This is a genomic window from Gammaproteobacteria bacterium (assembly GCA_013214945.1).
In the GTDB taxonomy this organism is placed as follows: domain Bacteria; phylum Pseudomonadota; class Gammaproteobacteria; order Enterobacterales; family Psychrobiaceae; genus Psychrobium.
On record JABSRT010000016.1, the window covers coordinates 16,888 to 32,378 of the forward strand.

At 41.8% G+C, this 15,491-nt stretch carries 10 protein-coding genes; 5 read left to right on the top strand and 5 right to left on the bottom strand.

Going from position 1 to position 15,491, the window contains the following annotated elements; genetic code table 11:
* The first annotated feature begins 47 nt into the window (after positions 1-47).
* Complete coding sequence (gene gcvP / locus HRU23_13010) at positions 48-2,927, top strand: aminomethyl-transferring glycine dehydrogenase (GenBank protein ID NRA55057.1); 2,880 nt, start codon at positions 48-50, stop codon at positions 2,925-2,927.
* Positions 2,928-3,439: 512 nt separating this feature from the next.
* Positions 3,440-4,483 carry an MBL fold metallo-hydrolase gene (locus HRU23_13015; protein NRA55058.1) on the top strand — a complete coding sequence of 348 codons (1,044 nt, stop codon included), beginning with the start codon at positions 3,440-3,442 and terminating at the stop codon, positions 4,481-4,483.
* 191 nt (positions 4,484-4,674) lie between these two features.
* On the opposite strand, the gene uspE is transcribed toward HRU23_13015, so the two are convergent.
* The gene (uspE, locus tag HRU23_13020) at positions 4,675-5,583 is read right to left on the bottom strand and encodes a universal stress protein UspE (GenBank protein ID NRA55059.1); all 909 of its coding nucleotides are present in this window, start codon (positions 5,581-5,583) and stop codon (positions 4,675-4,677) included.
* 573 nt (positions 5,584-6,156) lie between these two features.
* Between uspE and HRU23_13025 the strand changes: the two genes are divergently transcribed.
* Entirely contained in the window at positions 6,157-8,925 is a 2,769-nt protein-coding gene (locus tag HRU23_13025; protein NRA55060.1) for an EAL domain-containing protein, read from the top strand.
* An 88-nt stretch (positions 8,926-9,013) separates the two neighbouring features.
* Here HRU23_13025 and HRU23_13030 read toward each other — a convergent pair whose 3' ends face one another.
* The gene (locus HRU23_13030) at positions 9,014-9,376 is read right to left on the bottom strand and encodes a DUF1304 domain-containing protein (GenBank protein ID NRA55061.1); all 363 of its coding nucleotides are present in this window, start codon (positions 9,374-9,376) and stop codon (positions 9,014-9,016) included.
* A gap of 1,013 nt (positions 9,377-10,389) precedes the next feature.
* On the opposite strand from HRU23_13030, the gene mepA reads away from it, so the two are divergent.
* Positions 10,390-11,241 carry a penicillin-insensitive murein endopeptidase gene (gene mepA / locus HRU23_13035; GenBank protein ID NRA55062.1) on the top strand — a complete coding sequence of 284 codons (852 nt, stop codon included), beginning with the start codon at positions 10,390-10,392 and terminating at the stop codon, positions 11,239-11,241.
* A 146-nt stretch (positions 11,242-11,387) separates the two neighbouring features.
* Here mepA and HRU23_13040 read toward each other — a convergent pair whose 3' ends face one another.
* A complete protein-coding gene (locus HRU23_13040) occupies positions 11,388-11,666 on the bottom strand; it encodes a peptidylprolyl isomerase (GenBank protein ID NRA55063.1) in 279 nt (92 codons plus the stop codon).
* 40 nt (positions 11,667-11,706) lie between these two features.
* Positions 11,707-11,997, bottom strand: a complete 291-nt coding sequence (locus tag HRU23_13045) for a DUF3817 domain-containing protein (GenBank protein ID NRA55064.1) — start codon at positions 11,995-11,997, stop codon at positions 11,707-11,709.
* Positions 11,998-12,354: 357 nt separating this feature from the next.
* Between HRU23_13045 and HRU23_13050 the strand changes: the two genes are divergently transcribed.
* Positions 12,355-13,233 carry a substrate-binding domain-containing protein gene (locus HRU23_13050; GenBank protein ID NRA55065.1) on the top strand — a complete coding sequence of 293 codons (879 nt, stop codon included), beginning with the start codon at positions 12,355-12,357 and terminating at the stop codon, positions 13,231-13,233.
* Positions 13,234-13,427: 194 nt separating this feature from the next.
* Here HRU23_13050 and HRU23_13055 read toward each other — a convergent pair whose 3' ends face one another.
* Positions 13,428-15,398, bottom strand: coding sequence for a methyl-accepting chemotaxis protein (locus HRU23_13055; protein ID NRA55066.1), 1,971 nt, complete (start codon positions 15,396-15,398; stop codon positions 13,428-13,430).
* Positions 15,399-15,491 lie beyond the last annotated feature (93 nt).

The window sequence follows — 15,491 nt, forward strand, 5'->3', positions numbered from 1 at the left end:
GGCTGTACTTTAATGTGTGCGGCCCCTGCTTTAGGAAGACAGTTACCATGACCCGCTTACCTTCGTTAACCGAGTTAGAAAACAAAAACGAATTTATCGCTCGTCACATTGGGCCAAATGCTCAGCAGCAACAAGACATGCTGACTTACATTGGCGCTGATTCATTAGAAGACATGACGAAAAAGATTGTTCCTGAGTCTATTTTATTAAAAGATGGGCTAAATGTTGGCAGTGGCCGGACCGAAGTAGAAGCGTTAAGTTATTTGCGTACTTTGGCTGACAAAAACCAAGTATTAACCACGCATATCGGCATGGGTTATAGCAATACTCACGTGCCGAACGTTATTTTACGTAACGTGTTAGAAAATCCAGGCTGGTACACGGCATATACGCCTTACCAACCAGAAATCGCTCAAGGTCGTTTAGAAGCTATTCTTAACTTCCAGCAGCTAACCATTGATTTAACTGGGTTAGATCTTGCTAGCTCGTCATTGCTTGATGAAGCAACAGCCGGTGCTGAAGCAATGGGCTTGGCGAAGCGTGTTTCTAAGAACAAAAAATCAAACCAATTTTACGTCAGTGATAGCATTCACCCACAAGTATTAGACGTAATTAAAACCCGTGCTGGTACTTTTGGTTATGATGTTATCGTTGGTCCAGCGCAAGACGCCGTAAACCACGACGTATTTGGCGCCATGTTAAGCTACCCAGCTTCAACAGGTCAGGTTGATGACATTGAGCAGCTAATTAGCGATCTACAGGCGAATAAAGCCGTTGTTGCTGTTGCCGCTGATTTAATGGCGTTAACTATGCTTAAGTCACCTGGCGAAATGGGTGCCGATGTTGTGTTTGGTAACAGCCAACGTTTTGGTGTGCCAATGGGCTTTGGTGGCCCACACGCTGCATTTTTTGCGTCACGTGATAAGCACAAGCGTTCAATGCCTGGCCGTATTATCGGGGTATCTAAAGACACGCGCGGCAAGCCAGCATTACGCATGGCAATGCAAACTCGTGAGCAGCACATCCGCCGCGAAAAAGCCAACTCAAACATTTGTACCGCTCAGGTATTATTAGCGAACATGGCGTCGTTCTACGCGGTTTATCATGGTCCTAAAGGCCTGAAAAACATCGCAACCCGCATTAACCGTTTAACGACTATCTTGGCGAACGGCTTAGTTGCTAAAGGCATTGAACTAGCGAACAATGCTTGGTTCGATACCATTACGTTAAATGTTGCTAACAAAGATCAAATACTTGCCAATGGCGTTGAAGCGGGCGTTAACTTACGTCGCGATTTAGCCGGTCAGGTTGGTATTAGCCTTGATGAAACAACAACTCGCGCTGATGTTGCTAAATTATTCGACATTGTTTTAGGTGCTGGTCACGGTCTTGATGTTGCGCAGTTAGACAGCGATGTTAGCGGCAACTCATTTGATGATGGTTTAGTGCGTACTTCACAGTACCTAACGCACCCAGTATTTAACAGCTACCATTCTGAAACCGAGATGATGCGTTACATCCGTCGTCTTGAAGGTAAAGACTTAGCGCTTAACCATTCAATGATTTCATTGGGTTCTTGTACCATGAAGCTAAACGCGGTTGCTGAAATGCTGCCAGTTAGCTGGAACGAGTTCGCCAACATGCACCCATTCTGTCCGCAAGATCAGGCAGTGGGTTATGTTGAAATGATCACTGAGTTGTCTGAGTGGTTAGTGAACATTACTGGTTATGATGCAATTTGTATGCAGCCTAACTCGGGCGCTCAAGGTGAATATGCTGGTCTGTTAGCGATTCAAAAATATCACGAGTCTCGTGGTGACGCGCATCGTAACATTTGTTTAATTCCTTCATCTGCGCATGGTACTAACCCAGCGTCGGCTCAAATGGCTGGTCAAAAAGTTGTGGTTACCGCTTGTGATGCTGAAGGTAATGTTGACATGGACGACCTTCGCGCTAAGGCCGAAGAGTTATCAGAAAACCTATCGTGCATCATGATCACTTACCCGTCAACGCACGGCGTATACGAAGAAACGATCAAAGAAATTTGTGAAATTATTCACGGTCATGGCGGTCAGGTTTATCTTGATGGCGCGAACATGAATGCACAAGTTGGCCTAACGTCACCTGGTAGCATTGGCGCTGACGTATCGCACCTTAACTTGCACAAGACTTTCGCAATTCCTCATGGCGGCGGCGGTCCTGGTATGGGTCCTATCGGTGTTAAATCACACTTGGCACCTTTTGTGGCTAATCACAGTGTGGTTGACCTTGAAGGCCCCCAAAGCGGTAACGGCGCAGTATCTGCGGCACAATACGGCTCGGCAAGTATCTTACCTATTACGTGGATGTACATTACCATGTTAGGTAACGAAGGTTTACGTCAGTCAACGCAATTGGCAATTTTGAACGCTAACTACCTTAAAGCGCGTTTAAGTGAACACTTCCCTATTTTATTCTCTGGTCGTGGCGGTTACGTGGCACACGAGTGTATTGTTGATTTGCGCCCACTTAAAGAAGCGTCTGGTGTAACTGAAATGGATATCGCTAAGCGTCTTAACGATTACGGTTTCCACGCACCAACCATGTCTTTCCCGGTGGCTGGTACCTTAATGATCGAGCCGACTGAGTCTGAGTCTAAGATCGAAATAGATCGCTTGGCCGATGCCCTAATTTCAATCCGTAAAGAAGTCGCTAGAGTAGAATCGGGCGAATGGAACGAAACTGACAATCCATTACACAACGCACCGCACACACTTGACGACATTATGGATCCAACATGGAACCGTGCTTATGACCGCGAATTAGCTGTATTCCCAACAGCAGAAGTTCGTGCCAACAAGTTCTGGCCAACAGTTAACCGCATTGATGACGTATATGGCGATCGCCATTTACATTGTTCATGTGTACCGATTGAAGAGTATCTTTAATTGGTGATTGATTGATCACGACATATCAAGTTGGAAACCGATTAGCTGATATGTCAGGTTGATTTTAGAAAGCGAGTACTGCGAAAGTGGTGCTCGCTTTTTTGCCAAGTAGAGCAGGTAAATCTGTTTATTTATCTGACCACAACAGAGTGAGAAACATGCTGTAGTTTCTGTACTGCAATGGGAAAGTGTCCAAATTAAAGCGATGATTCACAAAGTGTCTACTTCTCCATCAGGGGAGGCTTAGCTGCCAACTTAGGACGCTGTTAGTGAATTTCTAGCTAGCTTTACACCTCCAATCGACTAAGACAGTCTATAATGAAATGATGAGTTTTTAATATTAGAAATTTATATTCTCTGATTTATGGTCACTGTACATATATCCGGATTGACTCATGATCAAGACAAAATATTATTTACTAAGTAAGTATCATACTTAAGCGACTGCCAATAGAGTTTGGAGTGATTCTTACCTAATTGCTGACTAGTAAAAGGAGAAGCAGCATATGAAAATGATTTTCCATCAAATTAGTACTGAAAGAGGATGTCAATCCTACCTAATTGGATGTAAAGAAACATGTGCTGCGATCATCATTGATCCGGAGGTTAGTCAGGTAGAACGTTATCTGGCTCTTGCGATACAAGATGGATTGATAATTCATTACCTTCTGGATACTCATACCCATGCCGACCACTTCTCTGCAAGTCAAAGTCTTGCTCGTAAAATAGACGTTCCTATCATCATGCATCGCAACAGCGGGGCTCCTTTTGTCGATATGCGAGTAGATGACGGGGAGATTATTATTGTGGGCGAATTAAGGTTGAGAGTCATGTACACGCCGGGACATACTGATGATTCGATATGCATTATATTGCCCGACCGTGTCCTGACCGGAGACACTCTGCTTATTGGCGCTACTGGTCGAACCGATCTTCCGACAGGAAACCCCGACCAATTATATGACAGCCTGTTTAATGGCTTACTTAAGCTAAACCCTACACTTAAAGTATATCCTGGGCACGATTACAAACATCGGGGACACTCTACTTTAGAACGTGAATTAGCTGAAAATCCTCGCTTGCAAAAGAAGAATCGTCGCGAGTTTATTGAACTCATGCAGACCTTAAATTTAAGTATGCCTACTCACCTGACTGAAGCGTTGCGTACTAATCTTAGCGGTGGCAAGACAGTGGAACAATTGATCTCTGAGGCTGCGGCCAAAGTGTCTTTCATGGCTATGGACGAGGTGCAAAAGCGAATCCAGTCCAGCGATCCTGATATTCTCCTGCTAGATGTACGTGAACATGATGCCTTTGAACAAGAGCATATTCCTGGTGCGATGTTTATTCCAAGAGGTCAGCTTGAATTACGGGTCAATAATCTACTGACAGATCCTACTCAACGGATTGTGGTCTATTGTGAATTTGGAAAAATATCTACTCTTGCTGCCGCTACCCTTAGGGAAATGGGATTTAGTCGGGCTGTGGCACTTGATGGGGGGTTAAGAACCTGGAGGGAGGCAGGGTACTTCTTAGAGTCGGGAAATAAAAACTAACTTTCTTAAATTCTATGGTAATCCTGTAGTGGTGCCACGGTACTGACTTGGTCAACGGAATAATTATGGTTGTCCCATCTTTGTTTATCTTTGTTTATCTTTGTATTACAGGCATAAGTATTATTTGGGGGCATCTAGGAAATGGGGGCTAGTTATTGAACGTGATTATTCTAATTTTTAAGTGGGCCTGTCTAGGTAGGTACAAGATTATCAGGCTTGAGTGCCAGCAGATCACAATTTATTTCATCAATGACGTGTTCAGCGGTGTGCCCCAATAGCGCTTCAGATAGACCCTGTCGGCTACAGGTTCCTAATACCACCAATTCAGCATCAATATTTTTGGTAATTCGGGGGATCACATCATGTGACAATCCTTCCATAACATGTATGTTGTCTTGGTTAATCTGATATTGCCGAGCCATCTGGTCTGCTACCAATTGGTGTTGATGTTTGACCTCCTCATGGTCAACTTTGGAGTCAGTGTCGGGAGGGGTAATGTACATACTGATATCGCTCTCTAAATAGCAGTTGACCAAGTGATGCTCTGCCTGAAGCATCTGTGCAAGGAAGCGCGACTTCTTGAGGATTTCATTATTAAATGCCTGATTATTGTCTACATCAATAGCTGACAATATACGGCCACCTTCACACCACGGTGCAGATTTTACCAGTAAGATTGGGCTGATACACTCCCGCAACAGATGCCAGTCAGTAGGTGTAATAAATAATGAACCAAGCTCGCTATGTCGCTTGGTTCCCTTCACCACCAGATCATAGTTATATTGGCTTACATGTTCAGCGATCGCTTGATGCTGACATTTATGCCAGCAGACCTCAGAGTTAACCTCCAGATCATGAAATGACAGTGAGCCTAGTTGCTCCTGGAGCCAGTATTGTTGTTCCCTGATAACACTTTCTTTTAGTTTACCGCCGTATTTTTTAGACAGGGAGGAAAATAAATTAAGCTCCTGATCATATATGATTAGCAGCACGGTTATTTGTGCTCCGACTTGGCGAGCCAAATGTGCAGCTTTGTGTAACTGTATATATTTTTTCTCTTCAGGCTCTATGACAACCAATATTTTCTTATATGTTTCCATATACCCTCGTGCTTCGATGGGATCTATTGAGTCTAGTACAAAATTCAATAATTTTTTGGTAATTATTAAAAATATACCTTACAGATCTATTTTGTCGTAGTAACCCAGAATACCGTCTGCTTGGATAACTTTAACAAAGTGTAGTGGTCAACTAAATTTTGCTATCGTAGCCCATGATATAACTCGTTATTGAATGATCTGCTTGGTTAAAATTTTGATAGCCTACTTTAGTACCTATTCTGTTTTTATATTTCTAAAAAATCGCTCTATCCCAGCATTTTCCGTGACGGCTCATACTCTGCTTCATTTGGAAGCGCTATATTGTTTGATGGAACTTCTTACTGGTGTAATGCATTCCTTGATCAGAGTAGAACATTACCCCCTTTGGCTGTCTTCTTTATTTATAGGCCACTCTGAGTTTGCATCTTATTCTCTTCTGAATATCTGTTGCGTACGTATAAATTTTAAGCTAAGTTATTGTAGACCTACCAAAATTAAGCTAATTAAAAATGGAAAAATGACTACTTAATAATTAACGGTAGTTTATTTTTAAGATATCTCCATGGGAGGGGTATGTCTTCAGTCCGCTCAGCAATTAGGCTTCAGGATACAATCCTGTTCCGGTTATTTCTTGGTATGACAATGATTTATGTTGTATTGATTACTGCAACATACGGGGTTGTCGATTTTGTAGCCAAAGATTACCTTATTCATAAGAACAAGGAACTTATTAATGAGACTGGCTCTCATTTAGTCGCAGAATTGTCCCGTCAGGTAAGCGTTGCTGAAACATTAACCCGTACTTTGGCCACGGTCGGCGCAAACTTGCCGAAAAATCCTGACCTGTTTCTAGATATTATCCCCAAAATTATAAATACCGAAGGTTATCATCAGTTTATCGCTGGTGGTGGGATCTGGCCTGAGCCTGAAATATTTACCCCAGCAATAGAACGGCGCAGCTTTTTTTGGGGAAGGGATGGCGCTGGTCAGCTACAATATTTTGACCAGTATAACGACCCAAACGGTGCTGGTTATCATAACGAAGAATGGTATGTTCCTGCTCGATATAGTAGCCCTGGAGACTGTATCTGGTCAAAATCCTATATGGATCCTTACACTTTAGAACCAATGGTTACCTGTACTGTCGCAATGTTTAACCAGCAAAAGTTTACCGGTAATGCTACCGTTGATATTAAATTAAAGCGATTACAAAAAAACTTGCACGACAGCAGCGCTAAACTCGGTGGTTATGCCTATGCGGTAGACCGCAATAATAAATTTTTATCTTTCCCTGACGACAAATTAACAAAAGAAACTAGCCGTAATGACAATAACAATCTGGCGGCAGAGTACATAACGGTAACCGAACTGGCGAAAAAAAATAAAATTTTCAAACCGATTGCCGATATATTAAATGCCTTCAATTTGTCTCAGATGAATAGTGCTAAAGAAAACAATCAGCAAATCGCAGAAAAGATTGCGCAGGAAAGCTACCAAATATCGAGCAGTGAAGCCCAGCTAATTTCAGCTAACCTATTGGCATTGAAAAAAGAAATAAACTATCCGCAGGACACCTTAATTTCTGTGATCAATCAACAGGACCTGTTGCTTGGTGAGCCAGTGATCGTATCGTTTTTCTTTATGCCGGAAACGATGTGGAAAATTATTGTGGTTACTCCTCTGCGTCTGGCTATAAGCGGTGCAGAAGATATGGCACACCAGATATTGTTACTAATGGTAACAATAATAAGCATAAGCACAATCTTGGGTTTTATATTTTTTCGGCAACGTTTAACCGCTCCTATGTATCAGATGGTCAACCAATTACAGCGGACAGCTGCAGATAATACTGAGGCTCAACCTAAATTACTAGATGATAGTCGTCAGGATGAGTTTGGCTTGCTGGCCTATCACTTCAATCAGTCAACTCAGGCACTAGACCGCAATAATAAAAACCTGATATTACAGATTAAGGAGCGTAAGCAGGTTGAGCAACAATTTAAGCATCTGGCGTTGCATGATTCTTTAACCAACTTACCTAACCGAGCGTTATTTCAAGACCGATTACATCAAGCAATAGCACAGGCGAAACGTAATCGTAGTAAATTTGCCGTATTTTTTATGGATCTTGATGGCTTCAAACTGATTAACGATACACAAGGTCATGAGATAGGAGATGAATTACTGAAAATAGTAGGCTTAAGAATATTAGCAACAAAGCGAAATGCAGATACAGTTGCCCGTTTTGGCGGTGATGAGTTTGCATTTATAATAAACAAAGTGGAAAGTATTGATGATACGGCAATCTTTGCGCAGCGCTTAAATGAGCTTCTCCATACCCCAATGGTTATTCAAAATAAAAGTATCTCTATTAGTACTAGTATTGGCATTACTATCTATCCCGATGATGCGACTGATAGCAAGGGTTTGCTGCGTAATGCTGATATTGCAATGTATCAAGCTAAAGAGAGTGGGCGTAATACTACTCGTTTTTTCGTCAATGAAATGAATACTAAACTACAAAGATACAAACAGATATTAGCTGACTTAACCTCATCTTTGATTGATGATAATTTTGAACTATATTACCAACCACAATTCAAAATTGATAATAATAAGTTGGTCGGTGCCGAAGCACTAATCAGGTGGCATACTCCCGGAGAAGACATGATCCCACCGGCTCAGTTTATCCCGATTGCCGAGCAAAGTGGACTCATTAATGAGCTAGGAGACTGGGTGTTATCGCAGGCCTGCCGCCAGATAAAAATTTTTATCGACGCAGGAATACCGCCCATTAGAATAGCCATTAATATTTCTCCGGTGCAATTTCGAAGAAAAGACTTTCTTGTGCAAACGCTGACAATTCTTGAGCTATATAATGTACCTAGTCGTTATATTGAACTAGAGATTACGGAAGGCGCAATGATGTTTGATATCGACGAAGCCATTGTTACAATGCAAGCCTTGTATCAAGCAGGTTTTACGCTGTCGATTGATGATTTTGGCACTGGCTATTCTTCGCTGAGTTACCTTAAGCGTTTCCCCATTCAAAAAATAAAGATTGATCGCAGTTTTATCGTGGACATTGAAAAAGATAGCGACAATAAAGCCATCACTACAGCAATCATTCAAATGGGACACTCATTGGGACTTCAAATTCTGGCAGAGGGAGTCGAAAATGAAGCACAGCTGCAATACCTTATAAACCAGGAATGTGACTTGATTCAGGGACACTACAGTGGCAAAGCAATGGCCGCAGCAGAGTTCATTGAACGTTTTGGCGTTGTTGGATGTAAAACTGCTGAGCTCCCCTCATCATCAAAGCAGTATAGTGAGGAATAGAACGGGCGGGCTGAAAACAAAGCTTATGCCGCTGCGCTAATGGACATCACGATTGCTGTTATCGGCAGGCGATATTCATGTCGTTAGTTTAAATTAACACGACTAAAGATAAAGCGATGAAGGCCGGTAGTCCTTGAACAATGAGAATAGAGCGCTTAGCTGTAACGCCGCCATAAATTGCAGCCACTAATACACACAGTAAGAAAAATATTTGTACTTGCTGGCCAATAGCATGATTTGGGTGGGCTAACCCCCATATTAAGCCTGCAGATAGAAACCCATTATATAGCCCTAGATTTGCAGCTAAGGTTTTTGATGTTTGGGCATCTGCTTTAGACAGCCCAAAAACTTTTAATGCGCGTGGTTTGGTCCAAACAAACATTTCTAGCACTAAGATATAAATATGTTCAATGGCTACTAGCGCGACAAATATTAAAGGTAAGTAATCCATAAATTTTCTATTGAAAAAATAATTAAATCATATAGTACTCATTAACAATCACTCAATAGATAATTTAATGCTATTGGCTATGTTGTACTAAAGTGTTGCCATTTGAACAGCAAGTCGCCGTAAATCCATCCGTGGAGGCTCTAGACCAGCATCCATGCTGCTCAAGCTTGCTTTATCAAACACCAACACTTTCAATTAGTTGTGAAGCTAGCTACATTTAAGGTGAACAGAGCCAATGCTATTAGTACTTTGATTAGTACTTTGATTCGGTCAGGTATATGTACCTCTATTACCCCTCTGTATTGTGCTCGTTTTATGTGATCCTAGAATTTATAGCCCTTAACTATTTTTATTCTGTCATGGTTGAAGTGGCACAATGAATCTATGAAAATATTAAACAATTACAAGGTAGAGCAACAAGTTGGTTATGGATATATAACCTGAGTACCGGATAAGAGATTTTACCCAATAACGCTCTTTTAGCCGCTATCAGCGTTGTTTTTACTCCCAATAGCCAGCTATTGATTCGTTAAAACGCCTTGCCTACAAGGATGTAGGTACTTGAGTTCTGCTTGGAGCAGAGAACTCGTGATATCCACTAAAATTTCGTCACTGGGAATTAACTTTGTTTGTATTAGTTTATTTTCATAGTGTTACAAAACATTTATCCAGAACTCAGGTTATATAATAACGAGCGTCTTAATCTGGGGATTGATGATATAACTCTCATTCAGAAAGAAGACTAATAAAAACTAAGTGCGACCAACTGAGCTCCATTAATAATGAGGAGATCACCATCCAAAGCTATCGTGGCGTGTGAAAGTCAGGGAATTAATCTTTGCGTTTACCTGGTTGACGCGCTGTCACTCAGCCCGTCAAAGGTGAGTTATCTCAGAGATCATAGACATACAAGCTAGGGCAAGATTTGACGATTTCAGATTTGGCCGATTAGGATAGGAACGCTCTAGGGTGACCGTTTACTAATGGTTACGGGCGTATAATAAGGACATTTTATGAAGCTAGGTCTTTTTTTTACTTTACTTACTGTGGTCATGGCACTGCCTGCCCATGCACATAACCAGCCAGCCAAAGATTTTTTTGGCGCTCAGAGTGACGGATCACATCAACGTGCTCGCCCTTATGGCTCTTATGCGAAAGGCTGCCTTGCGGGTGGCGAACAGCTTGCTGAAACGGGTCGTACTTGGCAGGCAATGCGTTTGTCACGTAATCGCAACTGGGCCCATCCGCGCACGGTTGATTTTGTGCAACGCCTCTCGCGCGACGCTAAACGCATTGGCTGGAATGGTTTGTATATTGGTGACATGTCGCAACCCCGTGGTGGGCCGATGTTATCGGGTCATCGATCTCATCAGGTGGGGCTTGACGTTGATATTTGGATGCTGCCGCCAACGGAGCTAAGCCTGTCGAAGAGTCAACGCGAGAATATCAGTTCTATCTCTATGCGCCGTGATGGCGGGGCATTTGTGAACAACAAATGGACGCCGGAACATCACGCCATTATACGCGCCGCAGCTAATGATCGAGAGGTTGCGCGAATTTTTGTCTTTCCTGGGGCTAAAGTACAGATGTGTAAAGATGAAAAAGGGGATCGCCGTTGGCTGCGAAAAATTCGGCCATGGTACGGACATCATTACCATTTTCACGTGCGTCTGTCTTGCCCTAGTGGGGTGCGTGGCTGTGTCAATCAAGCGCCACCACCACCCGGTGATGGCTGTGCCGTTGCGCAGAGTTGGGTGAATGACATTCTGAACCCGGGTCCACCAAAACCAGCCGGACGCCCCAGAAGAGAATTAATACTTACCGACCTGCCGCATGAATGCGCAAATGTTCTCAGTTCACGCTAAGCATTGTTCTAACCAATACAGCTTATGGCTGCGGGTCAAAAAGCAGTCGTGTCTGGCCAATTCAACCACAAAATTGTGAGTAATACAGTTTCTAGCTAAAGCTTTTAGCTAGAAGTTCTGTTGATCAAGCTTGTGAATATTTGAGTCTATGTTCTATAAAGCACTTTAATCACATGCCAGCCATGTTTAGTTTTGACTAGCATTGGGGTGGAAATTTCTCCGGTAAAGCATGCTTTATCAAAAGCGGGAACCATGCTTCCTTTTTTGAATTCGCCTAAGCTTCCTCCATTTTTACCCGACGGGCAGCTGGAGTGTTTTTTAGCAAGGGTTTGAAATTTAGCGCCCTTTTTAAGTTTGGCTAAAATGTCCTCGGCTTGCTCTTTGTGTTTAACTAAAATATGTAACGCTGCTGCTGTTCTTGCCATAATAATCTAAGCCACTAGCCAACTATAAATAATTGCCAGATTATACGCTAGTTGGCTTTTGTGATACCAGTTGTCGACTCAAGAAAAACTCCACTGCAATAAAAGCGAAAGGTACAATTGAGGCGGCGAATAAAGATAAATGGGTGACTAACGACCATTTTTGTTGGCGCGATACCCCCGAAAACAACAAGATGTAGAGCATGAATAATACGCCGTGCAACATGCCCAGTTGAGACACAAAGTCGCGGCTTATAAAGCCAAGCGTAACACTCAGTATTGCTAAATAAGAACAGCCTTCGAGCATACTAACGACACGAAAAAATCTAAGCATTGATATAACCTGTGGAATTTAAAGCAGCATTATCCAATGATCAATAAACGGGGTCAAGAACGAACAAAAAAGAAGGGGCACTTACAAGTAAGCTATTGATTTTATTCGAGGTTAGCTTTGTGGTGAGATGGCTTAATATGAGCGTGAGGCTTTAACAAGGATGTCTTAGAGTGGTGGTTAAACCCATTGTGCCACTTAAGTCGTCGTTCTTTAAATTAAGTTACTTGATGACGCACTTAATTAGGAAACAAAGCCTATAATTAATTTATGAAGATCAAACGATATAAAGTAACAATAATATTACTCATATTATTTCTTTATGTACCATTAACCGCATCGGCTCGGTGCATTGGTGTGGTGACTGCTGGTGGTGGTCAGCAATACTGGCAAGCCGTTATTCGGGGTTCAAAAAAAGCGGCCACTGAATTAGGTCTTACTATTTATGCGCGTGGTGCTGTTGATGAAACCGACTCAAAAGGGCAGCGTTATATTCTCGATCTCGTCATTAATAAAAAAATGTGCCAAGGAGTAGTGCTTGCACCAAATAGTGTTGCGCGCTTATCCGATGTCGCCAAGTTAAAAGCTCGGGGTATTCCTACCGTTTATATAGATCGAGATATCGGGGGAGACCGAGTTAGCGTTATTAAAACCAATAATGCTGAGGCTGGAGTGCTTGCTGGTAAAGAGATGGTCAATGTTTTGAGCGGTAAAGGGAAAGTCGCAGTACTGGGGTTAAAAAAAGGTGTTGTCACGACGAGCATTCGAGAAGAAGCTTTCATTAAAGAAGTTCAAGCATCGGGCATTGAAGTGATCATTGACGAGTATCTAGGGAGCGGGATAGGGATTGCTCGGCAGAGGGCGCTAGACATATTAAAAGATGCTGATGACATTGACGGAATTTTTACGTCAAACGAGCTTACTACCGTAGCGGTCATAACTGCTCTTAAAAGGTTAAACAAATCAGGAACAATTGTTCATATTGGATTCGATGCTCATAGCGTTATTATACAATCGTTAATGGCTAACGAATTACACGGGTTTATCGCGCAAGATCCTTTTCAAATGGGTTATCTAGGGGTGCTTAATCTTTATCAAATTATGCAAGGAAAGGATGTTGAAGCCCAAGTGACGGTTAAGGCTATATTAGTAAACAAAAAGAATATATCGGCACCTGAGGTAAAAGATATTTTAAAGGTTTATTTAAATCCGCTTAATCGAAAAGGCACATTTCCCTAAAATAAGCAGGACAGGCATCGGTTATTGGTTGGTCTTTTATTTTTAGCCACAATCATCATTTCTTGGCTCTTTGGGTATTGTTACCAGTAATAGCGTTATGACTCGCACCATCTATAATTAATTTTGTCCGCATAAAGATAAAGCTCCGGTGGGAGCTTTATCTTTTTGGCTATTTTAATAAATTATTGGCTAATCTATTTTTCAGTGCGGAAACTTGCTACTGAGCCTGATAGCGTTTGGCTTAGTTGAGTTTGTTGCTTGGCATAATTTTCAACGTCTTGAGAGAGCTGCGACATCATTGATGCTTGATCCGAGATAGATACAATATTAATATTTATCTCTTCGGTCACCTGATGTTGTTCTTCTGCGGCACGGGTAATTTGACTGGTCATGTCTCTAATTTTCTCTACTGCGACATCAATGTCATTAAAGGCAATACTGACCTTTTCTGACGAGTTGATGACATCAACAGATTGCGACTGACTTATTGTCATATTCTCTGAAACTGCTTTGGTACGTTCGATCAATATAGTTAAAATTTGATTTATTTCTGAAGTGGAGTCTTGGGTTCGTTTTGCCAAGTTTCGAACTTCATCGGCGACGACAGCAAAGCCACGTCCTTGCTCACCAGCTCTGGCAGCTTCAATGGCGGCATTTAGTGCTAATAAATTCGTTTGCTCTGCAATTGCTTGGATAGTAAGCAATATTTTATTGATATTATCGGTTTCTAATTCTAGATCGGCAATTACGCTTTTCGAGTGTTCGATACTCTTTCCTAATTGCTTAACGCCTACAATATTTTGATTAATAACATCTCTGCCGGTTTGAGCAGCATGAAGTCCTTGCTCTGATACGTTCGCCGTTTCAGCGCAGCTGTTTGCGATTTGATTCGCAGATGCTGCCATTTGAGTCACGGCGGCAACAACTTGCTCAATCTCACTTATTTGCTGATTAGAGCACTGCGAGACTTTTACCGCGCTGGTGCTGGTGTCGGTCGACACTTGATAAATCTCATTGGCATTGGTTTTTATTTCTTGGATCATTTGTTGAGTGCGCTGGATAAACTGATTAAACCATTGGGCTAGTTGACTCGTTTCGTCGTTGCTTTTGACGTTAAGACGGGTGGTTAAATCGCCTTCACCTTCGGCTAGCGTTTTTAGTTCATCTTTAACTTCATTGATTGGGTCAACAATATTCTTTGAAAATAACAGTCCTATAAAAATGACCAGTGCTATTAATACAATACTGACCACGGCAGTTAACCAAATTAAGTGATTGGTACTCGAAAAAATTTCATCGGTTTGTTTAAAGCTAACAAACTTCCAACCTAGAGTATCTGATTCATACACATTGGCCATGTAACTAACGCCGTCAATCTCCAATTCCAGAATGCCTGAATCAGTGCTGTCGATGGTCTTAAAATAAGGTGCTGGAAGTTTCTGGAGCGATTTGAAGTTATTCTTAGGCTCATGTGCATCAACTAAAATGTTACCGTTGCCTTCGATAATCATAATAAAGCCAGTTTCACCAATCTTAATCTTTTGCACCATTTCCGTTAATGCTTTAACCGATACGTCAATAGCCACGACACCTTCAAACTCATTTTGCTCATTCTTGAAGCTTTTTATGACCGAAACATAAACAGCGTCGTCAGGTTCCCAGTAATAACCATCGATCCTTGCTACTTCGAAATTAGCAGCCTGAGCAACGGTGTACCAAGGGCGTAGTCGAGGATCCCATTTTTCATAATTACCGGTACCAGGCCATTCAAGGTATTGGCCATCTTTATTTCCTAAGTACACATAACCTAAAGCGGGATTATTATTGCCAATGGCACTAAAGAGTTCGAAAATTTCTAGCTCTCGGCCCCCGTTAGCTTTGGCCACCATTGCTGGCTTTTTACCTTCGGCGAAATAAGTACTGATTTCTCCTTGTTTAGTTGCGCGAACCACTGGGGTATCAGCAATAAAGGATACGTTATAACTTAAGGTATTAAAAAAGTTGGTAAATGATTGGTCAATGATTGATATATCTAAATCACTTGCTTGAATAAAGTCTTGTTTTGTTTGTTCAATAATATTATTGGACGTTAAAGATACAATGATAATAACGGGCAGTAGTGCGGTAATTAACAGTGCGGATAAAATTTTATTACGTATATTCAGCATTTGCTTCTCCTGCGGAATAGTTGTTCAGTTTAATGTAGTATTAATAACACAATATCTGATTTTTTTATTGTAAAAAGCGACTAACTTCTA